This window comes from Roseovarius tibetensis, from assembly GCF_050896375.1.
Classification (GTDB): Bacteria; Pseudomonadota; Alphaproteobacteria; order Rhodobacterales; family Rhodobacteraceae; genus Roseovarius; species Roseovarius tibetensis.
This window is the reverse complement of record NZ_JBPBBB010000002.1, coordinates 49004-71412: the sequence shown is the minus strand read 5'-3', so window position 1 is coordinate 71412 and position 22409 is coordinate 49004. Positions and strand designations below refer to the sequence as shown.

At 64.9% G+C, this 22409-nt stretch carries 22 protein-coding genes; 12 read left to right on the top strand and 10 right to left on the bottom strand.

Going from position 1 to position 22409, the window contains the following annotated elements:
- Positions 1-60 precede the first annotated feature (60 nt).
- Complete coding sequence (locus ACROSR_RS02200) at positions 61-1371, bottom strand: helix-turn-helix domain-containing protein (protein WP_432682129.1); 1311 nt, start codon at positions 1369-1371, stop codon at positions 61-63.
- Positions 1372-1588: 217 nt separating this feature from the next.
- Here ACROSR_RS02200 and ACROSR_RS02195 point away from each other — a divergent pair, with 217 nt between their 5' ends.
- The 6 genes from ACROSR_RS02195 (at position 1589) to ACROSR_RS02170 (ending at position 7181) form a co-directional block, all read left to right on the top strand.
- On the top strand, positions 1589-2935 hold the full coding sequence (locus ACROSR_RS02195) for a substrate-binding protein (RefSeq protein ID WP_432682128.1): 1347 nt from the start codon (positions 1589-1591) through the stop codon (positions 2933-2935).
- A gap of 112 nt (positions 2936-3047) precedes the next feature.
- On the top strand, positions 3048-4079 hold the full coding sequence (locus tag ACROSR_RS02190; protein WP_432682127.1) for a branched-chain amino acid ABC transporter permease: 1032 nt from the start codon (positions 3048-3050) through the stop codon (positions 4077-4079).
- Between the two features lie 2 nt (positions 4080-4081).
- The gene (locus tag ACROSR_RS02185; protein ID WP_432682126.1) at positions 4082-5287 is read left to right on the top strand and encodes a branched-chain amino acid ABC transporter permease; all 1206 of its coding nucleotides are present in this window, start codon (positions 4082-4084) and stop codon (positions 5285-5287) included.
- A gap of 12 nt (positions 5288-5299) precedes the next feature.
- Positions 5300-6055 carry an ABC transporter ATP-binding protein gene (locus ACROSR_RS02180; protein ID WP_432682125.1) on the top strand — a complete coding sequence of 252 codons (756 nt, stop codon included), beginning with the start codon at positions 5300-5302 and terminating at the stop codon, positions 6053-6055.
- Between the two features lie 14 nt (positions 6056-6069).
- A complete protein-coding gene (locus ACROSR_RS02175; protein WP_432682124.1) occupies positions 6070-6825 on the top strand; it encodes an ABC transporter ATP-binding protein in 756 nt (251 codons plus the stop codon).
- Between the two features lie 92 nt (positions 6826-6917).
- Positions 6918-7181, top strand: coding sequence for a glycine zipper 2TM domain-containing protein (locus ACROSR_RS02170; protein ID WP_432682123.1), 264 nt, complete (start codon positions 6918-6920; stop codon positions 7179-7181).
- A 25-nt stretch (positions 7182-7206) separates the two neighbouring features.
- Here ACROSR_RS02170 and rlmH read toward each other — a convergent pair whose 3' ends face one another.
- The 7 genes from rlmH to ACROSR_RS02135 form a co-directional block, all read right to left on the bottom strand.
- On the bottom strand, positions 7207-7677 hold the full coding sequence (gene rlmH, locus ACROSR_RS02165; protein ID WP_432682122.1) for a 23S rRNA (pseudouridine(1915)-N(3))-methyltransferase RlmH: 471 nt from the start codon (positions 7675-7677) through the stop codon (positions 7207-7209).
- The gene (gene rsfS, locus ACROSR_RS02160) at positions 7678-8142 is read right to left on the bottom strand and encodes a ribosome silencing factor (protein WP_432682121.1); all 465 of its coding nucleotides are present in this window, start codon (positions 8140-8142) and stop codon (positions 7678-7680) included.
- A gap of 83 nt (positions 8143-8225) precedes the next feature.
- Positions 8226-9530 (bottom strand): mechanosensitive ion channel family protein, encoded by a 1305-nt coding sequence (locus tag ACROSR_RS02155; RefSeq protein ID WP_432682120.1) that lies wholly within the window; start codon positions 9528-9530, stop codon positions 8226-8228.
- A 62-nt stretch (positions 9531-9592) separates the two neighbouring features.
- Positions 9593-10843, bottom strand: a complete 1251-nt coding sequence (locus ACROSR_RS02150; RefSeq protein WP_432682119.1) for an OpgC family protein — start codon at positions 10841-10843, stop codon at positions 9593-9595.
- A gap of 35 nt (positions 10844-10878) precedes the next feature.
- Positions 10879-12255, bottom strand: a complete 1377-nt coding sequence (locus tag ACROSR_RS02145) for a tetratricopeptide repeat protein (RefSeq protein WP_432682118.1) — start codon at positions 12253-12255, stop codon at positions 10879-10881.
- A 199-nt stretch (positions 12256-12454) separates the two neighbouring features.
- Positions 12455-13630, bottom strand: a complete 1176-nt coding sequence (locus ACROSR_RS02140) for a CaiB/BaiF CoA transferase family protein (RefSeq protein WP_432682117.1) — start codon at positions 13628-13630, stop codon at positions 12455-12457.
- Positions 13631-13641: 11 nt separating this feature from the next.
- On the bottom strand, positions 13642-15246 hold the full coding sequence (locus ACROSR_RS02135) for a thiamine pyrophosphate-binding protein (RefSeq protein ID WP_432682284.1): 1605 nt from the start codon (positions 15244-15246) through the stop codon (positions 13642-13644).
- A 199-nt stretch (positions 15247-15445) separates the two neighbouring features.
- Here ACROSR_RS02135 and ACROSR_RS02130 point away from each other — a divergent pair, with 199 nt between their 5' ends.
- The 6 genes from ACROSR_RS02130 to ACROSR_RS02105 all read left to right on the top strand — a co-directional run bounded on the left by ACROSR_RS02130 (position 15446) and on the right by ACROSR_RS02105 (position 19255).
- The gene (locus tag ACROSR_RS02130; RefSeq protein ID WP_432682116.1) at positions 15446-16057 is read left to right on the top strand and encodes a ribonuclease D; all 612 of its coding nucleotides are present in this window, start codon (positions 15446-15448) and stop codon (positions 16055-16057) included.
- A 3-nt stretch (positions 16058-16060) separates the two neighbouring features.
- On the top strand, positions 16061-16675 hold the full coding sequence (gene lptC / locus ACROSR_RS02125) for an LPS export ABC transporter periplasmic protein LptC (RefSeq protein ID WP_432682115.1): 615 nt from the start codon (positions 16061-16063) through the stop codon (positions 16673-16675).
- Positions 16672-17178, top strand: coding sequence for a lipopolysaccharide transport periplasmic protein LptA (gene lptA / locus ACROSR_RS02120; RefSeq protein WP_432682114.1), 507 nt, complete (start codon positions 16672-16674; stop codon positions 17176-17178). The genes lptC and lptA overlap by 4 nt, the downstream gene beginning before the upstream one ends.
- On the top strand, positions 17175-17939 hold the full coding sequence (gene lptB, locus ACROSR_RS02115) for an LPS export ABC transporter ATP-binding protein (RefSeq protein ID WP_432682113.1): 765 nt from the start codon (positions 17175-17177) through the stop codon (positions 17937-17939). Before lptA ends, lptB begins: the two co-directional genes overlap by 4 nt.
- A gap of 237 nt (positions 17940-18176) precedes the next feature.
- On the top strand, positions 18177-18740 hold the full coding sequence (gene hpf, locus ACROSR_RS02110; RefSeq protein WP_432682112.1) for a ribosome hibernation-promoting factor, HPF/YfiA family: 564 nt from the start codon (positions 18177-18179) through the stop codon (positions 18738-18740).
- 62 nt (positions 18741-18802) lie between these two features.
- Positions 18803-19255 (top strand): PTS sugar transporter subunit IIA, encoded by a 453-nt coding sequence (locus tag ACROSR_RS02105; protein WP_432682111.1) that lies wholly within the window; start codon positions 18803-18805, stop codon positions 19253-19255.
- Positions 19256-19259: 4 nt separating this feature from the next.
- On the opposite strand, the gene ACROSR_RS02100 is transcribed toward ACROSR_RS02105, so the two are convergent.
- On the bottom strand, positions 19260-20687 hold the full coding sequence (locus ACROSR_RS02100; RefSeq protein ID WP_432682110.1) for a sulfotransferase family 2 domain-containing protein: 1428 nt from the start codon (positions 20685-20687) through the stop codon (positions 19260-19262).
- Positions 20688-22394 carry a DUF5927 domain-containing protein gene (locus ACROSR_RS02095; RefSeq protein WP_432682109.1) on the bottom strand — a complete coding sequence of 569 codons (1707 nt, stop codon included), beginning with the start codon at positions 22392-22394 and terminating at the stop codon, positions 20688-20690.
- Positions 22395-22409: the final 15 nt, after the last annotated feature.

The window sequence follows — 22409 nt, the reverse complement described above, 5'->3', positions numbered from 1 at the left end:
TGTCCGATGCGTGCCCCTGACCGGCGCGCCAGTCGACTATCCCGGTTAAGACAGTCCCTGTCAAAAACCCTCTGCGATGATCGACGGCTCGCGCCGCGCGGTGCAGTCGCGGATCGGGCAGATCCGGCAACTGACGCCAAGATCCAGCACCTCGCCCATATCCGTGCGCGGATCGGGCAGAAGCAGCATGTGCATCCGCGTCAACGCCGGCCGGTCAAAGCCCGCCGGCTCGGCCGCGCCGGCCACGGCCATCGCCAGCACCGGCTCGTCGCCGCGCCCGACCTGCCGGACCCGCATCCGCAACGGTGCACTGGGTTGTGCCATCACCTGATAGAGCGGCCAGAGCGCGCAGGCCCCGGCCAGGCGCGGCATGTCGAACCCCGCGATCGGCTTGCGAAACGTGAGGGTTCCGGAGGCGTCGCAGATCGCCAGCCCCACCGGACCGACCTGCGACGCGGGCAGCGTGGCCAGCCTGCGGAACACGCGCGACAGATCCGCGCCCGTGGCCTCTGCCAGACGGTCGGGGCGCATGCCCAGCTCCTGCACGCGCGCCAGGATCTTCCGCAGTGGCAGGGCCTGCGCATCTTCCAGGTAGCGCAACAATACCTCCCGCGTCAGGGCCTGCGCGGGGGCAGACAGGGCCTGCGCGTCCGCGCCCTGCAACAGCATCGTGACATCGCGTGGTCCCGCCAGCCCGCGCTCCAGCTCTGGGACGTGAAAGTCGCGCGCCGCAAGGAAGGCGTGCATCTCGTCCTGCGGGGATTGCACCGTGGCCTCGCGATTGGCCGCGCCGTCCAGGTAGCGGACAAGGACCTGCGCCTCGTCGGTCAGGCGCGTGCTGTCTTCGTTGATGTTGCGATGAAACCGGGCCTGCCATTCGGGTTCCAGCGCCTCGGTTTCGACGAGGATCGAAGAGGTCGCGCGAATGGCCGTCACCGCCGAAATGACCTCGTGCAGGGAATCCGCGAGAAACGGGTCATGCGCAAGGCGGTCGGTCAGCGTCTCGATCGTGGTTTCAAGCGTCCGGGTCCGGTTGTAAAGCGCTGTCAGCACCTCGGCCCAGCCGGGGAACCGTTCCGCGAATTCCTCGGTCCGGTCGAGTTCGACATCATCGCGGCCCGCCTCTGCGGCGGCTTCGTGCAGCGCGGAGACGAGCGCGGCACCGGCCCCTTCCGACAGAAGCGACGGTTCGACCTCCAGCGCTTCGGCGAGTTTCAACAGCGTCTTGCCGCCGATTCTGCGGCGGTTGTGTTCGATCAGGTTGAGATAAGAGGGCGAGATCCCGGCCTGTTTCGCAAGCGTGGCCTGCCGTATCCCGGTCAGCAAGCGCCGTTCACGTATCCGCGTCCCGATCATGAGCTGGTCCGCCACTGGAATTTTCGTGCCTCCGAATGTACTTGCCGCAGCGGTTAGAAAATCTTTTTACAAAACTTGTGCCATGATTGTCCAGAAATTAACAAAAGAAATCTTCCGGGATATCCGCCTGTTGCGAAGCTTTGTTGCCGCGCAGCATACTCGAGCTGCACAATAGTGTCTCGGGCTGCGTTTGAGGAGACGCATCCCGCGAAATCCATAAAGGGAGGAAGACATGTCCACACCGAAGCTGACACGTCGGGGCCTGATCCGGACAAGCGCCATTGCCGGCGCCGGGGTCGCAATGCCCACGATATTCACCGCGTCCAGCGCCTCTGCGTTCACCAACGAGCCGACCGGCAACACCGTGACGCTCGGGTTCAACGTGCCGCAATCGGGGCCCTATGCCGACGAGGGCGCGGACGAGCTGCGCGCCTATGAACTGGCGGTCGAGCACCTCAATGGCGAGGGCGACGGCGGCATGATGAACACGTTCAGCTCCAAGGCGCTGAAGGGCAACGGCATACTGGGCAAGAAGGTGGAATACGTCACCGGCGACACCCAGACCAAATCTGACGCGGCACGCGCATCGGCCCGGTCGATGATCGAAAAGGACGGGGCCATCATGATCACCGGCGGATCGTCGTCGGGCGTTGCGGTGGCGGTGCAGGATCTGTGCCAGTCGGCGGGCGTGATCTTCATGGCCGGGCTGACGCATTCCAACGACACCACCGGCAAGGACCGCAAGGCCAACGGGTTCCGGCACTTCTTCAACTCGTACATGTCCGGCGCGGCGCTGGCGCCGGTGCTGGCCGATGCCTATGGCACCGACCGCAAGGCCTATCACCTGACCGCCGACTACAACTGGGGCTACACCACCGAAGAGGCGATCCGCTCCTCGACAGAGGCGATGGGCTGGGAAACAGTCAACGCCGTCAAGACGCCGCTGACCCAGACCGATTTCAGTTCCTACATCGCGCCGGTGATGCAGTCGGGCGCCGACGTTCTGGTGCTGAACCATTACGGCGGCAACATGGTAAACTCGCTGACCAACGCGGTCCAGTTCGGCCTGCGCGAGGCTACTGCGAACGGCAAGAACTTCGAGATCGTCGTGCCGCTTTATTCACGGCTGATGGCGCGCGGCGCGGGCGAGAACGTCAAGGGCATCTTCGGCTCGACCAACTGGCACTGGTCGTTGCAGGACGACGCCTCGAAGGCGTTCGTGCGGTCCTTCGGCGAGAAATACGGCTTTCCGCCCAGCCAGGCGGCGCATACCTGCTACGTGCAGACGCTGCTTTACGCCGATGCGGTCGAGCGCGCCGGAAGCTTCCAGCCCTGCGCGGTGGTCGAAGCCCTCGAAGGGTTCGAGTTCGACGGTCTTGGCAACGGGCCGACGCTGTACCGGGCCGACGATCACCAGTGCTTCAAGGATGTGCTGGTCGTGCGCGGCAAGGAGAACCCGGAATCCGAGTTCGACCTGCTGGAGATCGTCGAGGTCACCCCGACCGAGCAGGTGATGTATGCGCCGGATCACCCGCAATTCGATGGTGGATCGCTCGGGTCGTGCAATAACGGCGCCTGAGCCATCCATGACACCCGGCCGCGCGCCTCGTGCGCGCGGCCGGTTTGTCTGATCTGCCCGACGGCACGTTTTCGTGACAGACCACCGTCTTCTCTAACCCATGGGTGGGATAATGGACGCAATCATCCTTCAGATACTCAACGGCCTCGACAAGGGGTCGGCCTATGCGCTGATCGCGCTTGGCCTGACGCTGATCTTCGGTACGCTCGGCGTCGTCAATTTCGCCCATGGTGCGTTGTTCATGATCGGGGCGTTCTGCGCGGTCACGCTGTCGCGGGTGCTCAACCTCGGGTTCGAGACGGTCGATCCGGACAAGACCGACTTTCTCGGCAATCCGGCCACTGTCAAGACCACCTATGTCGAACACTGGCTGGGGCCGGAGCTGGGCGGTGGAATCATTGATTGGTCCGTGCCGCTGGCGATCCTGGTCGCGATCCCGATCATGGTCCTTGTCGGGTTCATCATGGAACGCGGGCTGATCAAGCACTTCTACCACCGCCCCCATGCCGACCAGATCCTCGTGACCTTCGGACTGGCCATCGTGCTGCAGGAGATCATCAAGTATTTCTATGGCGCGAACCCGATCCAGACACCGGCGCCTGACGTCTTCCGCGGCTCGTTCGATTTCGGAACGCTGGTCGGCTTTGGTCCGGGGCAGATCATCTATCCCTACTGGCGCCTCGTGTACTTCGGTTTTGCGGCGGTCATCATCGCGGCGGTCTTTGCCTTCCTGCGATTCACCACCTTCGGGATGGTTGTGCGCGCGGGCATGGCCGACCGCGAAACCGTGGGCCTTCTGGGCATCAATATCGACAAGCGGTTCACGATCATGTTCGGCATCGCCGCCGCCGTGGCGGGCGTGGCGGGCGTGATGTATGCCCCGATCAACCCGCCAAGCTATCACATGGGGATGGATTTCCTCGTGCTCAGCTTTGTCGTCGTGGTCGTCGGCGGCATGGGCAGCCTGCCCGGCGCGGTGCTGGCGGGTTTCCTGTTGGGCATCCTTGAATCCTTCGCCTCGATGGGCGCGGTGATCGAGGTGCTCCCCGGCATCAACCAGATCATCATCTATCTGGTCGCCATCATCATTCTGTTGACGCGTCCGCGCGGCCTGATGGGCCGCAAGGGCGTGATGGAGGAGTGACCATGCTTGGTCTGGGAAAAAGAGACGTCGCCCTGCTGCTGGTCGTCGTGACACTGACGATGCTGGCCCCGTTCCTGCTGAACCCGTTCCCGGTGAATTCCGCCATGGCGCAGTTCAACGCGGGCTATCCGGACCTGATGCAGCGTTTCGTGATCTTCGGGATCTTCGCCATCGGGTTCAACATCCTGTTCGGCCTGACCGGGTATCTCAGCTTTGGTCACGCGGCCTTCCTGGGGGTGGGCTCTTACGCGGCGGTGTGGATGTTCAAGCTGCTCAGCATGAACGTCATCCCGGCGATCGCGCTGGCGGTCATCACCTCGGGGCTGTTTGCGCTGCTGATCGGCTACGTGTCGTTGCGCCGGTCGGGGATCTATTTCGCGATCCTGACACTGGCCTTCGCGCAGATGTCCTACGCGCTGGCCTACTCGGTGCTGACGCCGATCACCGGCGGCGAAACGGGACTGCAACTGGCGCTGAGCGATCCGCGCATTCTTGACATGGCCGTGACGCAAGGCGGCAACATTCCCGTGCCCGGCCTCTTCGGGCTGAAGATGAACGCGAGCACCGAACTGGCGTTCGGCGACTGGGTGTTCACCTTCTCGATCGGCTATTACTTCTGCGCGATCGTCATGCTGCTGGCGTTCTACATGGCGATACGGCTGTTCCGGTCGCCCTTCGGGATGATGCTGCGCGCGATCAAGTCGAACAACACGAGGATGAGCTATACCGGCCTTTACGCGCGGCCCTATGCGCTGGCGGCTTTCGTGATCTCGGGCATGTATGCCGGCCTTGCCGGGGGGCTCATGGCCTCGATGGACCCGCTGGCGGGGGCCGAGCGGATGTTCTGGACGGCGTCCGGCGAGGTGGTGCTGATGACCATCCTGGGCGGGGTCGGCACGCTGATCGGCCCGGTGCTGGGCGCAAGCGCGATCAAGTACATGGAAAACATCGTCTCGAAGATCAACGAGGAAATCCTGCACAGCTGGTTCGCCTTTCTGCCCGACGGGTTGGAGAATATCGTGGTCGCGGTGATCTATCCCTTCGTGGGCAAGGGCTGGCATCTGACGCTGGGGCTGGTGTTCATGCTGGTCGTCATCTTCCTGCCCGGCGGTCTGGTCGAAGGCGGCAAGCGTGTCGCGGGGCTGTTCCGCCGCCGCAAGGCGCGGGACGACGCCGGGAAATCCAACCAATCCAACCCCGCCGAATAAGGAGCGCGCGCCATGGGCATTCTGGAAGTCAAGAACGTCAACAAGCGCTTCGGCGGGTTGCAGGCGCTTGGGGACGTCAATCTGGATGTGGCGGAAAATTCCGTGCATGCGATCATCGGACCGAACGGGGCGGGCAAGTCGACATTGCTCAACTGCCTGATCGGCAAGCTGATCCCCGATACCGGATCGGTGATGTTCCAGGGCCAGTCGGTGCTGGGCCGCAAGCCCTACGAGATCAATCAGATGGGCATTTCCCGCGTGTTCCAGACGCCCGAGATCTTCGGCGATCTCACGGTGCTGGAAAACATGATGATCCCCATTTTCGCCAAGCGCGACGGCGTGTTCCGCATGCATGCCTTCGAGCACTCGGAAAACGAGACCGAGATCGTCGATCAGGCCGAACACATGCTTGAAAGTCTCGGCATGGCCGATGACCGGCACATGCATTCGGCCTCGATGTCGCGCGGCAACAAGCGGCGGCTGGAGATCGGCATGTGTCTGGCGCAAGCCCCGCGCCTGCTGCTTCTGGACGAGCCGACGGCGGGCATGGCACGCGCCGACACAAACGCCACCATCGACCTGCTCAAGCAGATCAAGGACGAGCGCGACATCACCATCGCGATCATCGAGCATGACATGCATGTGGTGTTCAGCCTTGCCGACCGGATCACCGTTCTGGCCCAGGGCAGCCCGCTGGTCGAGGATACCCCCGAGAAAATCAAGGGCCATCCCAAGGTGCGCGAAGCGTATCTGGGTGAATCAGCCTGACAGGAGCACGGACCATGAACGTCAAACCCGACTTTTCCAAGGGCCGGAACTACGCCGAAACCGCCCCCGCCTTTCTTTCCGTCTGGAACCTCGAAAGCTACTACGGCGAGAGCTTCATCGTCCAGAATATCAGCTTCAATGTCCATGAGGGCGAGATCCTCGCGCTTCTGGGTCGCAACGGTGCGGGCAAGACCACCACGCTGCGGTCGATCGCGCGGATGGACAGCCCGCAGGTCAAGCACGGCGAGATCTGGCTGGATCACAAGCCGCTGCACACGATGAGAAGCCACGAAGCGGCGGCGGCCGGGATCGGCCTCGTGCCCGAGGACAGGCGCATCATTCCCGGTCTGACCGTCGAGGAGAACCTGCAACTGGCCCAGATCGCCCCGCCTGTCGGCTGGTCCTTCGACCGCCTGTTCGAGCTGTTCCCCCGTCTGGCCGAGCGTCGCAAGCAAGAGGGCACCACGCTGTCGGGCGGCGAGCAGCAGATGCTGGCCGTGGCCCGTGCGCTGGCGCGCGACATCAAGGTGCTGCTTCTGGACGAACCCTACGAGGGGCTGGCGCCGGTGATCGTCGACGAGATCGAGAAGACCCTGCGCATCATCAAGGAACAGGGCATCACCACGATTCTGGTCGAGCAGAACGCGGTGCGCGCGCTGGAACTGGCGGATCGTGCGGTGATCCTCGACACGGGCGGCATCGTGTTCGACGGCACCGCCACCGAGGTGCTGGAAAACGAGGAACTGCGATCGGAATACCTCGCGATCTGACATCGGCGAACGATCGCCGGCTGGCTTTGATCTTGGGGCGGCGAATGCCCATATTCGGCATGTCCCCAAATATGGAAGAGGAGTCCATCACCATGCGCAGTCTGATCCTTGCCAGCCTCGCCAGCCTGACCCTTGCGGGCTGTATCAATACCAGTGACAACCGGGAACTGACCGGGGCCGCGATCGGGGCCGGGGCCGGTCTTGTCGGGGCGGCGGTCTTTGACGCCAATCCCGGCTGGACGGTGATTTCCACCCTTGCCGGGGCCGCTGCGGGCACCCTCGTCGCGCGCAACACCCGGACCAATCAATGTGCCTATGCCAATGGTGACGGGACCTATCGCACCGTTCCGTGCTGAAGACCCCAATCGCCGGCGGCCGCTGTCACGACCGATGATAGGGGCTGCCGGCCAGAATTGATGCGGCGCGGTAAAGCTGTTCGACCAGCATCACGCGCGCCAGCATGTGCGGCCAGACCATCTTGCCGAATGACAGCGTGACATCCGCCCGCGCGCGCAGATCGGGCGACAGCCCGTCAGCGCCTCCAATCAGAAAGGCGACGTCGCCGCGCCCCGTGTCACGCCAGTGGCCAAGGTGTCGGGACAAATCGGGCGAGCTCATCAGGTTGCCGCGCTCGTCCAGTGCCACCACCAACGCGCCCTTGGGAATCGTACGGTCAAGCAGACCGGCCTCGGCGCTTATGCCGCGGCCTTTCTTGTCCTCGACCTCGTGCAGGTGCAGGGGACCAAGCCCAAGCGCGCGCCCGGTCTTGTCGAAGCGCGTCGTGTAGTCATCGATCAGCGCGCGTTCAGGGCCGGTCCGCAACCGGCCCACGGCGCCGACGTGCACCCGCATTCAGACCTGCGACGCGGCCGTCTGCCCGGCGGGCATCCACATCTTCTCGATCTGGTAGAAGTCGCGCACCTCGGGGCGGAAGACATGGACGATCACGTCGCCCGTGTCGATCAGCACCCAGTCGCCGGTATTCTTGCCCTCGGTGCGGGTCGGAATGCCGTGATCCTGCTTGAGCCGGTCCACCAACTTTTCCGAGATCGCCGAAACCTGGCGTGACGACCGTCCAGAGCAGACCACCATGTAATCGCCCATGGCCGACTTGCCGCGCAGGTCGATCTGCACGATATCTTCGGCCTTGTCGTCGGAAAGGGAATCGAGGATGGCCGCAAGTTGCGCTTCGCTGTCTGCGGTCAAAGCGGACACCGTCGCGTGTGCCCCGTGGTCAGCGGCCCCAGCCGCGTAGGTCGTAAGAGACAGGACATCGTCCTCCTTCATATCGCACCACAACGCCCCGGTGCCGGGCATGTTCTGAAAATAGCAGCAGACCGGTGAGATTTCAATCAATCCCTGCGCCACCGGCCCCCGGCGCGTCGAATATGACACGTCTCTCAGCCGGGCGTGTCCAGCAGGCGTACTTCGCGCTGCGGGAAGGGGATGGAAATACCGTTTTCCTGAAATGCGTCCCAAAGCGCCAGGTAGACATTGCCGCGAATGTTGGTCAGCCCGCCTGTCGGATCACGGATCCAGAAGCGCAGGACATAATCGACGCTGCTGTCGCCAAAGCCCACGATGTGACAGACCGGCGGCTGTTCGCCAAGGACACGCGGCACGGTCTTCGCGGCCTCGGTCGCAATGCGGCGCACCTTGTGCGGGTCATCGCCGTAGGCGGTGCCGAAATGAATGTCGAGCCGCACGAAATCGTTGGAATGCGACCAGTTGACCACCTGCCCCGTGATCAGGTCCTCGTTGGGGATCAGGTATTCGCGCCCGTCCCGCGTGGTGATGGACACGTAGCGCGCCCCGAGACTGTTGATCCAGCCGAAGGTCTCGCCAAGGCTGATGACGTCGCCGGGCTTGATCGACTTGTCGAGCAGGATGATCACCCCCGACACGAGGTTCGACACAACCTTCTGCAGGCCGAAACCCAGCCCCACGCCGATCGCCCCCGACAGCACGGCAAGCCCGGTCAGATCCACCCCGACCACGTGCAGCCCGATGAAGACCGCCGTGCCGTACAGCAGCACCTGCAGGACCTTGACCAGAAGCACCTGAATCGACGGCGATATGTCGGTCTTGCGGCGCACCCGTGCCGCGCTGGTGGTTGCAACGAATCGCGCCAGCACAAAAAGGGTGCCGATCACGATGGTCGCTTGGACCAGCATCCAGACCGACAGCCGCGTCTCGCCCATTTCGAACGCCCAGCCATCCAGCAGCGCCCGTGCCTCGCCCGTCAGGTTCAGGATGATCAGCGTCGCCCATGTCCAGCCCGCGTAGCGCACCAGCGCCCGCAGAAAGCCGTTGCCGATTGCCCGCGTCACGATGGCGATCATCAGCCATGCCAGCGCCAGTTCCGCGACCACCGTCAACAGGTACGACCGGCTGGGCCATGTCGTCGCGCCCATCACCCAGACGGTCGGCCAGATCAGCGCCACGAACAGGATCAGCCGCAGCCGCCGGTACAGCATCACGAGAAACCGCATGCGCCACAGCGGCCAGCCCTCGCGGCGCCGCATCCATGCGTGGACGGTCGGGCCGAGCAGACGGTTCAGCAGATGCGCGACGATGAAAAGGCCCGCCGCGATCGCAACCTGGTAGGCGTTCCATGGCCGCATCAGCCCACGCAGAAACATCTCGGCCCGCGCCCACAGGTCGAGCGCGATATCCTGCGTGAGGGTGATGACGTCGCTTTCCATGCCGGGCAGAGTGGCACGCGGCCCGCGCCCTCACAAGACAGCCTGGGCGACGTCGGGGCCGCTTATCGCGGGGCGCGCCATGGCTGCGATTTGAACCACGCCACGGTGTAGGCCACCACGATCAACGCGGCGAACCCTATCAGGTTGGCCAGCGTCATGTTCCATGTCGTGCGCCCGATTTGGTCCATCATGAAGCCTGAAAACCGCGCGAAGACCATGGAAAAGACGAACACCGCCAGCGATTGCTGCCCGACCTTCAGGATCATCTGCAACAGGGCGTCCCAGCCACGTGCCAGCATCCCGGTGCCGACGGCCTTCAGCCGCGCGCCGCCATTGCCCGCCGCGACCCAGCACAGATAGGCCAGAGCCAGGAAATGCACGTAGCGCAGGATGCCGAAATCGGACTTGTTGAACAGGCCCTGGTTGGCGATCCGCCACTCGACGATACTGTCGCGGATGCCGGGGGCGTGGGGGCCGAAGATCTCGCGCATGCCGATATGCGACAGCGGGATCATGGCGATCACGATGACGGCGGCGACCACGACCAGCGCGGTGTTGACGGGCGGTTTCGGCAGCCAGCCGCGCATGAAGGCGAAGCCGGTGAAGAAGATCAACTGCCAGCCAAACGGGTTGAAGAACCATTCGCGATCCGACCACGGCTCTGCCGGGAAGGCGAGATGCAGCGCGCCGAGGCCAAGGGCGTCCAGCAGCGCGCCTTGTGCGAAAATCCAGATCAACCCGACCGCGCCGGCAACCGCCCACAGGCTGACGCGGCTGAGCGCCACCATCAGCGGCATCATCGCGAGGATCACAAGGTACATCGGCAGGATATCGAAGTAATTTGGCACGTAGGTCAGCGTGAACAGCCCCACAAGAAGCGGGCCGGGATCCTCGAAAAACGCCCACAGGTTCAGCGTGCCGATATAGACGGTCTCGAACGTGCCGAAATGATCGAACGCCGCCAGCATCGTGGCGATGGCGAAAAACATGCCGATATGCGCCCAGTAGACCTGCCAGACGCGAAAAGCCACGCGCCCGGTCCCCAGCCGCCATCCCGCGCGGTCAAAGCTGCGCCCGAACGCGATGGCCGAGGCCATGCCCGAACAGAAGACGAAGATCTCGGTCGCGTCCGAAAAGCCCCAGCGGGCCGGGATCCAGCTGGTGAAGAAATTGCTCGGCGTATGCGCGCAGAGGATGATGAACATCGCCAGCCCGCGAAAGAAATCCAGCCGGATATCGCGGGTCGCAGCGGGCGGGACCGCGGCCTGCGTGGCGCGGCCTTGGGTCATCGCCGGATCGGCAGCACTCGTCATCGCGGTGTCGGTTCCTTTTGCACCCTGCGCCGGGGTCACTCGGCGGGCAGGCTTTTGGTGGTGTTCCAGTCGCCGCGCGCGTCCGAGATCAGATCGAGCCGTGTGCCGGCATAGGTGTCAAGAGTGCCGGCGCGCTGGCCGCTGCGCTCCTGCAGCATCGTCTCGGCCTCGTCAAGGAACCCGCTTCGGATGCCTGCATCGATGGTCAGCCGCTCGAACACGTCGCGCTGCGCGTGGCTGCCGCCGATCGTCTGCATGGACCTGCGCGCCTGCGAAAGATTGAGGAACGCGGTCCGGTAATCGCCCTCGCCGAACGCTTCGAGGCCGGTGGTCGCCGCGAGGCCGGGATGCGCCATGCGGGCCTGCATCTCGCCCGCGTCGGTGCGTTGCGCGTCGCGGTGCAGACGGCCCATCATCCGCCTGACGGCCATGTCGCGATTGCCGCCGACCAGCGCCAGCAGGTAATGCAGATCCGCAAAGATCAGGCAGGCATCCTGCGTGCGCCGCTCGGATATGTCGGCCAGTTCTTCCCAGCGGTGACCCACGTCATGCCCCTCCAGCTCCAGCCGCATCAGCAGCGAGGTGGCGTTGGAGATGTCGCGGAAATCGTCGGTGTGATCGCGGCGGATCTCTGTGTCGTAAAGGTCGAACACCGCCCCGATCTGGTTCTGATCGAGATGCATCAGCGCCTTGTGCCACCAGACATGGTAGCGGAAATTGTTGCAATGCGCCCAGGCGGCCTCGCGCCCCTCCAGCCAGTCGAGGCCACCGCGCGAATCGGCCGTCATGTCGTAGACATGCGCGACCGCGTGCAGGCCCCACGCGTCGTCCTCGGCGATGCTGAGCGCGAGGCGTCCGGCGGTCGCGGCGCGGCCATACTCGCCGGTTTCTTCCAGCGCGAAGGCGTGACAGCCCAGCAGGTAGCCGCGCGCCGGGTTCTGCGCGTCATAGGCGGGCAGCAGCGCCTCGACCGAGGATCGCATGCCGTGCCGGTCACCTAGGATGAAGCGCGTCGCGTGACAGATCTTCATCGCCAGCGCGTCCTCGGGCCAGCGCGCGAGGATCTCTTCCAAGGCGCGCACGCAGTCCGACGGGCGCCCGTCCAGCCACGCGCCAAGCGCGCGGATATAGCCCATCTCGCGCGGCAGGGGCGCGCCCTGCCGGGCCACGAGGCTCGCCGTCCGGTAGGCCTCGCGGGCGGTCTCGGTCATCTCGGCCCGGCCCAGCATCAGGCAGAAAAGGCCCTTTACGGCATGCCCCATGGCAAAGTCCGGCGCGTCGCGCAGGACCGCGCCCAGGTGGTCGGGCACGCTGGCCCCGTGGGCAAGAAAGCCCAGCACCATCCGGTCCCACGCCGCGGCGGCCTCGGGCGAGGAAAGCGGGATCTCGTACCCGAACTGGTCATTTCGCATGGTCTCGATGTCCTCTCGCCGGTCCGGGCCTGCACCCTGTCCCGAGGATGTACCACAGCCGCTGCGATCCGGCGCACCGATCACCAACAGTTTATCGGCAGAACAGCGAAAGCGCCGGCCGCGCGGCAGGCCCGGTGCGCGGCGGCCTCGGCCCGAGCGGCGCAACCTTGTCATGCGGGCGGTATCGCCCGGTGTCGTGTCACGCGTCGTCGCCCGGATCGGGCAGGATGTCGGCTGTATCCGCGCCGGTGGCGGGCGGCGCACGGCGGTAGCTGACCGGCGTGCGCGAGAACTTCAGCGGATTGCCGAGCAGCCGTACCTCGCCCGCCGCGGTTTGCGGGGCGGGCAGGGTTATGGTCATCCCGCGCGCCTGCGCCTGATCGGACTCCAGCGCCTGTTCGATCGTGTTCACCGGGCCCACGGGCACGCGCCGCGTCTCGAGCCCGTCGATCACGTCCTGCATCGACCGGCGGGCCAGCTCTGCCTCGATCATCGGCACCAGCGTATCGCGGTTGGCAAGCCGCGCGGTGTTGGTGGCAAAGCGCGGATCGGTGGCCCAGCCGGGCTGCCCCAGGTAGTCGCAGAACCGCGCATACTGGCTGTCATTGCCGACCGCGACGATGACGTAGCCGTCGGCCGTGGCGAAGACCTGGTAGGGCACGATATTGGGATGCGCGTTGCCCGCGCGCACCGGCGAGATGCCCGAGGTCAGGTAGTTCAGCCCCTGATTGGCCAGCCATGACATCGTGCTGTCCACCAGAGCCAGATCGATATGCTGCCCCTCGCCGGTGGCGTCGCGGTGGCGCAGCGCGGCAAGGATGCCGGTCGCGGCATACAGCCCGCACACCACGTCGGCCACGCCGACGCCCACCTTCATCGGTTCGTCGCCGGCGGCGCCGGTGATCGACATAATCCCGCCGTATCCTTGCGCCATGAGGTCGTAGCCCGGCTTGTCGCGATTGGGGCCGGTCTGCCCGAAGCCCGAGATCGAGCAATAGACGAGGCCGGGATGCGCCGCGCACAGCGTCTCGTGATCCAGCCCGTAGCGGCGCAGGCCGCCGGGCTTGAAATTCTCGATCACCACGTCGGCGCGACCGGCGAGATCGCGCAGCGCCGTCTGCACGCCGGCATCGGTCAGGTCCACCGCCACGGATTTCTTGTTGCGATTGATCGACAGGAAATACGCCGACAGGTCGGTGGGCTGGCCATCCGGCCCCGTGGCGAATGGCGGGCCCCAGGCCCGCGTGTCGTCGCCGGAAAGGTTTTCTATCTTGATGACCTCGGCGCCGAGATCGCCCAGAAGCTGCGTGCAGGTGGGACCCGCCAGGATGCGGCTGAGATCGAGAACGACAAGACCGTCAAGCGGGCCGGGCATGGGGCATCTCCTCAGATACGAGTGTCATAGGACCCGCGGTCGATTTCCGCCGCGATCACGGTAAAGGTTTCGGCCGCCTGCGCGTCTTGCAGCGCGGCGTGCAACTCGGCGCGGTCGGTCACCCGCACGCCGTTGCCGCCGAAGGCGCGCCCGATGGCGGCGAAATCGTGGCGGTCGAAATCGACGGCAAGGTTGGGCATCTGCCGTTCGCGCTGTTTCTTCTCGATCAGCGCGAGGCTGGCATCGACGAAGACCACGAAGATCACCGGCAGGCCGAGTTCGGCCACGGTGGACAACTCGCCGGCCACCATCAGAAAGCCGGCATCGCCCGAAAAGCTGACCACGGTCGCGTCGGGCGTGGCGAGTTTCGCGCCCATGGCAAGCGGCACGGCGCAGCCCATGGTGCACAGTGCCGTCGATTGCAGCAGGGTGCGGGGCGCGTGGGCGGTCCACATCTGCGACAGCAGGATCCGGTGCGCGCCGCTGTCGACGGTGGCGATGGTATCCGCAGGCAGCGTTCTGCGGCATTCGTCGATCACGGCGGCCGCGCCCCATGCGTCATCGGTCGGAAAGGCGCGCGCCAGGGTGCCTTGCGCCGCGGCCACCTCGCCGCCGGGCCATGTGTCCTGCGGCGTCGCGCCCTCGGCGATGGCCGCCAGCGCCGGCCCGCAGGCGCCGACGATGTTCAGCGTGGCCTGGTGCATGTACTGGTGATTGGGCACGGCGGCGATGTCGATGACGTTCACACCCGCGGTATCCCAGATCTCGCGCCAGCCGGGGCGCATCTCGATCGGGTCGTAGCCCACGCATAGGATCAGGTCGGCCTGGCCCACGACGGGCACGAGGATACCGTCGGCCAGCGGCGACAGGCCCGCCCCGCCCAGGGCCAGCGGATGCGTTTCCGGCAGGATCCCCTTGGCCTTGTAGGTCGTGATGACGGGGATGCCGAAACGCTCGGCCACGTCGCGGATCGTGCCGGCTGCGCCCTCGTTCACCGCATCCAGCCCGACGATCATCACCGGGCGCACAGCATCATTCAGCCAACCGCGCGCGCGCGCCAGCGTGGCCGCATTCGGCACCATGGGGGCGGCATCCGGCCGACGGCGCAGGCGCGGCAGGGTGACGGGCGTGTCCGCGACGGAAATCGGCACGTCGATATGCACCGGGCCGGGGCGACCCTCTGTGGCGATCCCCACGGCCTTGTCGGCGATGATGTCGCAGCCTTGGGCCGTCAGTCGGAAGGTCGCCTTGGTCACGGGCGCCAGCACCGCCTCGTGATCGAGGATCTGGTGGGTGTAGGTCAGCGCCTCGTCGGCATCGACGCAGCCCGAGATCACGATCAGCGGCACGCGGTCCTGATGCGCGTTGGCGATGGCGTTGACGCCGTTCAGCACCCCCGGCCCCAACGTGGCCACGAGGATGCCGGGCGCGCCGGTGCGGTGCCACACGCCCTCGGCCATGAAGGCCGCAGCGTTCTCGTGCCGGGCCAGGGTCACCTTGATTCCCGCGCGGGCCAGCGCGTCCATTACCGTCAGAACCTCGCCGCCGGGCATCCCGAACGCGTGCCGGCACCCGGCCTCGTAAAGCCGCCGCGCAAGGTGATCGGCGGCGCGCATGTCGGTCTGGTCGGGATGGTGCACGCGGGGTGTCCCCTATCTGTTATCTGTCCGATGCGGTTTGTGGCCGACCCACGGGTGTTGCGCAAGTGGATTGGCCCCGTGCCGGGCACGCTTGGGCTGGATTTCCCGCCAAACTCGGCTTAGGTCTGAAGAATAACTCAGACCCCGTATCGCGGGGCAGCCACAAGGATATTGGATGACGAACCATCTTTATCAGACCGACCTGCCCGACGGGCTGGACCTTGGTCCTGTCGTCGCAATCGATTGCGAGACCATGGGTCTCAACCCGCATCGTGACCGGCTGTGTGTCGTGCAACTTTCGGCGGGTGACGGCGACGCGCATCTGGTGCAGATCGCCAAGGGACAGACACGCGCGCCAAATCTGGAAAAGCTTCTGACCGATCCTGACACGCTCAAGCTGTTTCACTTCGGCCGGTTCGACATCGCCGCGATGTACAACGCCTTTGGCGCGCTCGCCGCGCCGGTCTACTGCACCAAGATCGCCAGCAAGCTGATCCGCACCTATACCGACCGGCACGGGCTGAAATACCTGTTGCAGGAACTGGTGGGGGTGGACGTCTCGAAACAGCAGCAGACCTCGGACTGGGGGGCAGAGGCGCTGAGCGCCGCACAACTGGATTACGCGGCGTCGGACGTGCTGTATCTGCACCGCCTGCGCGAGGCACTTGATGCGCGGCTGCTGCGCGAGGGGCGCATGGACATGGCGCAGGCCTGTTTCGACTTTCTGCCGATGCGCGCGCGGCTTGATCTGGCGGGCTGGCCCGAGATCGACATCTTCGCGCATTGAGGCATGGCGCGCGCGGACAACACCTATTCAAAGGTTGTGGCGGGGATGAAGGTCCTGCTGCCGCTTGCCGCGCTCGGGCTTTTGTCAACGCTGTTTCTGATCTCGAATACCGTCGATCCGTCTGACTCGGTGCCGATGTCGCAGATCGACCTCGAACAACGGGCGCGGGATCTCGGCGCGACCAATCCCAGCTTTGCGGGTGTGACCGGGCAGGGCGACGAGATCCGGTTCACCGCCGACATCGTCCGTCCCGACCCCGAAACACCCGAACGCCTGACCGCGGAACGGGTCGCGGCGCAATTCCGGCTGCAGGCGGGAACAAGGGTGGACATCACCGCCGACACGGCGGATCTCGAACGGCGTGAGATGACCGCGCAGCTTGGCGGCGACGTGCGGATGACCACCTCGACCGGCTACGTGATTGAAACGGATCGGCTGATCTCGCGTCTTGACGCGCTTTTCGCGCTCAGCCCCGGACCGATCACCGCGACCGGGCCGCTGGGGGATCTGACAGCGGGACGCATGGTGTTGCAGAACGCGCCGCAAACTGGTGCGGCGGAATTGCATTTCAGCGCCGGGGTGAAGCTGGTATACCTGCCACAGGCGGTAGAGGAATGAGTTTCGTGCATGGATTCAAGTTGTTTCTGGCCGGTGTCGTGCTGGCCTGCCTGCCGATCGTTGCGGCAGCCCAGGGCGCGCGCGTGGCTTTTGGCGATACAGCCCAGGATCGCACCCAACCGGTCGAAGTCACCTCCGACAGTCTCAACGTCAGCCAGACCGACAACACCGCCGTATTCGAGGGCGATGTCGTGATCGCCCAAGGGGCAATGCGTCTTGCCGCGCCGCGGGTGCTGGTGGTCTATCTTGCCGATCAAAGCGGGATAGAGCGCCTGCAGGCAACCGGCGGCGTGACCCTTGTCAGCGGCGAGGACGCGGCAGAGGCGGCGCGCGCCGATTACAATATCACCACCGGGATGATCGAGTTGCGCGGCGATGTCCTGCTGGTTCAGGGCGACAGCGCCATCACCGGCGACACGATGGTGGTCGATACGGGCGCGGGCACGGCGCGGGTGACGGGCCGCGTCAAGACCGTTCTGCAGCCCGGCGGCGATGACCGATGACACGGCCCGACCTGACCCTTGCGCACGAAAACGACACGACCGGCCTGCGGATCGAGAACCTGCGCAAAAGCTACAAGAAACACGTCGTGATCCGCGATGTGTCGCTGTCGCTGGCGCGGGGCGAGGTGGTCGCGCTGCTGGGTCCCAACGGATCCGGCAAGACCACGACCTTCTATGCCATCGCCGGGCTGATCCACCCCGAGGGCGGGCATATCTACATCGACGGGCGTGAGGTCAGCGCGCTGCCCATGTATCGTCGGGCCAAGCTGGGAATCGGATATCTGCCGCAAGAGATGTCGATCTTTCGGGGGCTGTCGGTCGAGGACAACATCATCGCGATCCTCGACATTTCCGTGAAGGACCGCCAGAAGCGGCGAGAGCGGCTAGAACAGTTGCTGTCGGAGTTCTCGATCGAACATCTGCGCCGCGCGCCCGCCATGGCGTTGTCCGGCGGCGAGCGGCGGAGGGTCGAGATTGCCCGCTGTCTGGCGGCGAACCCGAAATACCTGCTGCTGGACGAACCCTTTGCCGGGGTCGATCCGATTTCCGTCAGTGATATCCGGCATCTTGTCGCGGACCTGAAGAAACGCGGCATCGGGGTGCTGATCACCGATCATAACGTGCGCGAGACGCTCGAAATCGTCGATCGGGCTTATATCCTGCATGACGGCAAGGTGCTGATGTCCGGCAGCCCGCAGGACGTGGTCGAGAACGAGAATGTGCGCCGCGTCTACCTTGGCGACAGTTTCCGCATTTCGTGACCGCGGCGCGATCGGTGAATCCGTGCGGCCGGATTTCAAACCGATTGACAAAACCGCGCGAACGCGCGTCAATTATAGGATGATAAGACGCGATCCCGTATTGGTGCCCAGTTGGTCCGAGCAGCCGGGACTTGCAACGTGGCAGGGTGAAAGCGCGTTATACATCAGCATCCGGCGCCGGGCCGGATGACCGCGCGCGGCGCAAAACCTCCGGATTGTCAAACGTAAGGAGACAAGATGCGGTACCAAATCAGCGGAAAGCAGATCGATATCGGTGAAGCCCTGCAAACGCATGTCAGGGACGAACTCAGCGGCGTCATCGCCAAGTATGCCGAACGTCCGACCGATGCCCATGTCGTCTTTTCGAAGAATGCCAGCGAATTCGCCTGTGAGTCCACCGTGCATCTGTCCACCGGCCTGACCGCGCAGGCCAGCGCGAAAGCGCATGAAATCTACGCTGCCTTCGACGCCTGCTGCGAGAAAATGGAAAAACAGCTGCGCCGCTACAAACGCCGGCTCAAGGACCATCACCGCGAGCGTTCGGAGCCGGTTGAACTCTTTGGCGCATCCTCTTACATCCTCGCCTCCAACACAGCGGAGGCGGAATCGGAACCCGACAGCCTGCAACCGATCATCGTGGCCGAGATGGAGACGCAGGTGCCCTCTCTTTCGGTCGGCGAGGCCGTGATGCAGATGGAGCTTGCCGGGGCGCCCGTTCTCGTTTTCCGCAAAGAGGGCAAAGAGACGGTCAATGTCGTTTATCGCCGCGAGGATGGCAATATCGGCTGGATTGATCCCTGATTGACACATGCTGACGGGCGGCTTTGGCTTATGCCCTGACTGCGCGAGAATTGGACTGACCCATGATCCTGAAGCCTGAGGCGGTGCGCGTTCTAGCGGGCACCACCAGCAAGAAACGCCTGATGCAAGAACTCGGGATGATCGCCGAGGCGGCCTACGGCGTGTCGCGCGCCGAAGCCGTCGAGGCGCTTCTGGAGCGCGAGGCGCTTGGACCGACGGGTGTCGGTCACGGCGTGGCGTTGCCACATGCGCGCATCGCCGGGCTGGATCAGGTGGTCGGTGCACTGACGGTTCTTGAAAAGCCCATAAATTTCGACGCCGTTGACCGTCAGCCTGTCGATCTGGCCTTCGCGCTGTTCGCCCCCGTCGATGCGGGCGCGGCGCATCTCAAGGCGCTGGCGCTGGTGTCCCGCACGCTGCGCGATCCATCGCTTTGCGCCAAGATCAGGGCGAACCGGAACCCGGCGACCCTGCATACCATCGTGACCGAGGCTCAGGCGGCACAGGCCGCCTGAAGGGTCACGCCCAATTGCCGAAACCGAACAGCCTGTAATCCCGCCGGTAGGCCGCGCGGGCAAGGTGTTCAACCTCGGCGTCGTAGACCTGCGACAGCGCGAACGGGATATCGGGCGCTGCGTCGGGCACCGGCGGCGGCGTCGCATGGCCCGCCCGCCGCGCCAGTACCGGCAGCGTGTCGGGCAACTCATCCTCGCGCAGGATCATGTCGGGTGCCGCGAACTGTGCCATCCCCTCGACGGTGGCGGCCTGGCTGCACCAGTGCGGATCGACGCGGATCGCGGTCTGCCCGGACAGGTTGGCCTTGAGAAACGTCAGGAATGCGAGGAACGCTGCCCGGTGCGCCGCCAGATCATAGCCCGTATCCGGCAGACGGCCGGGGATCGGCAGCTTGTGAAAGTTGCGCAGGGTGCGGCGGATATCGCGGTAGCATCCGGGCCCCTTGATCAGGATCTTGTCGCAGAACGCCGCATGCGCGCGCGCCACCGGATGCCGCAGCACGGTAAAGCGCCGATGCCCCGGGCTGTGCCGCATCCAGTCGCGCAGCGCCTTCTGATCGAGGCGCGTGCGCAGCGCGTCCTCGGTCACGCCATCAAGCGCGGCCAGCCACGCGCGGATCGCCGCGTCCGGTCCCGACCGGATCGGCATGTAAAGCAGCGGCGCATGCGCGGCGGCGACGTAACCCGGCACCGCCGCGCCGCGGCGCGGTTCGTAAGTCGGGGTGCGCGCCAGATCGAACGGATCGCGCCGGGCCAGCGCCCGTGTCATTTCCTCGAAATTCTCGACCTTGCTGTCCAGGGGGTCGGGGTTCTGGACCTTCAATGATGCGTCCAGCGCCGTCAGCCGCGCCGCAACGCCCAGGTAGCGCGCCAGCCCGTTCATCACGTCAAGGCTGTGAAGATCCTCGTAGGTCAGGTGAAAGGCCGTCTGCCCTGTCGTCTGAAGCCGTTTGAGCACGATCGCCTGAAACGCCTGAAGCCGCGCGACATGTTCCTCGAACTCCGCGGGGTCGAAGGTGATCGCGGTGTCGCGGCGGCGCTTCACGTTGGTCAGTTTCCACTGCCCGGTGGTCTGCGCGATCTTTTTCGACACGTAGCTGTCAAGCGGGTTGCGCGTCAGGATGATCTTGCCGCAGCGCGGATCATCAAGCACCCGGTCCAGGATGCGCGGGTCGTGGTCGTGGAAGAACCGGAACCCGCCGATCCCCTGTGCCTGCCCCCGGATCGCCGCGAGCAGGCGTGCAGGGTCCGCATCGCGGTCCGCCTGGCTGAGTCCCAGAAGCTCTGTCCGGTTCGGGTAGCCTATGAAATGCGGGTTGAACGCCTCGCCGTGACAGACGATCCCGTCAAGCGCGTTGAGATTGCTTTCCAGAAAGTTCGAGCCGGTGCGCATATCGGCGAAGACGACGAAGTAATCGAAGGGTTGGGTCATTCATTCCGACCGCACAAGATAGGGTTTTCGCGTGTCACGGGACGGGACGTGCGGGTCCTGTTCCACCGGGAAATCGCCCATGAGATGGGGGTGCATCCCCTGGTTCCTGAGATTCTGCAGGAATTGCCCGAACCCGGTCAGATCCGCGAGGTGCGGCATCTCCGCAAGGGTGTGCGGGGCACGTCGGCCAATCTCCTCGATGACGGTCTGGAGCGGCTCCATCGGGGTCTCGATGAATTCCGCCATGGTCCAGATGCGCACGCGTGCCCGTGTCCATTGCGACCGCAGAACATCCAGATGACGGCTTTCGATACGTTGCAGGCGCGCCGCCTCGCGCCGGATATCGCCGAAATCTGCATTGGACCGCAACAACGGCACTGCCCAGGCCCCAGAGATCACCGAAATCTGTGCGTTGGCGTCCTTTGCGATGTGCCATTCCACATCTTGGATATGGTCGCGCGGTCCCAGCTGAAAGGCCTGCCGCGCGCCGCGCGTGTTCCAGATGAGGTTGGTCAGGAAGGCGCGCTTGTCGTAATCGCGCAAGGCGGCGCTGTCGCTCAGCGCGCCGCTGGTCACCGTTTCGCCATCGCTGAACTCGGCCCGGTCGGGCGCGAAGAGATGGCCGTGGACACGCATCTCGGTGATCCGCGCCAGCCACGCCTCGAAATTCTCGAAGAGATCGTCGAACCCCTCGAAGACGGAATAGGGGGCACAGGTCAGCGCGCCCTCGCGCCCCTCGACCGGAAAACGGCTTTGCATGTAAAGTCCAGGCCGTCCGCGTGTCCGTCGCTCCACCGCCTTGGCGAAGATGCGGTCGATCTTTCCGGGGTCGGGTTCCGTGCGCTTCATCGCGCCGGCCTGGTCGGTCAGGAACGCCGCGTAGAGCTTGTCGGCAAAGGGCCAGACCTTGCGCGCGACGAAACAGTCCGAGCGTCGCAGAAGCTGCAGGTGATCGTCGTAGAAGATGTGCGGTTTGCCCTGGTAGTCGAATTTGGACAGGGTCAGCGACCGGCTTTCGATGCGGCGGGAATAGCGGCGTGCAAGCGTCTGGAAATAGCTTTCATCCGGAATCCACACCGCCTTGAAATAGCGTTCCTGTATCCGCCTGTCCGGATCGTCGAGGATCGCTGACAGGGTCTGCCGGGTCAGGCACCACCATTGGCTGCCCATATGCGGTTCGATGCCGTCGGGGATTCGCCGCCGGACCCCGACGCGCTGCTGCAGCGCCACATACGCGTCGAAGAGAAACCGGTGCCTGCGCCACGAGAAAGGAAACCGCAGGGTAAAGCGTTCGTGATCGAGCCCCCCGATGGTCCATGGCACGTCGGCGATCGTCGCGCTTTCGATGAAATCCGTCTGCGGGCGGGCGTCGAGATACTCGATCAGCTCCTGCACGGGGCGCAGGGGCAGGCACGACCCCGAGGCGAGATAGACATGCCGCACGCGTCCGAAGTCGCGCAGCATGATCCCGGCTGCATCCTGCGTCGCGGCGACGATGCCCCATGTCCCCCATTCACAGCGATGGCGCGGGGCAAAGCGCAGATCCGACAGGCCCGACAGCGCGGCGACGAAGACGTCATGTGTCTCGCGCGGCACCGCCTTGTCGACATGGATCACCAGCGGACAGCCCGAGGCCGCCCAGTGCCGCGCCACCTGTTCGGCGCGGTCAAAGGCGGTATGCACCAGCATGATGATCCCAACGGTCATGTGCGCTCCGATCCC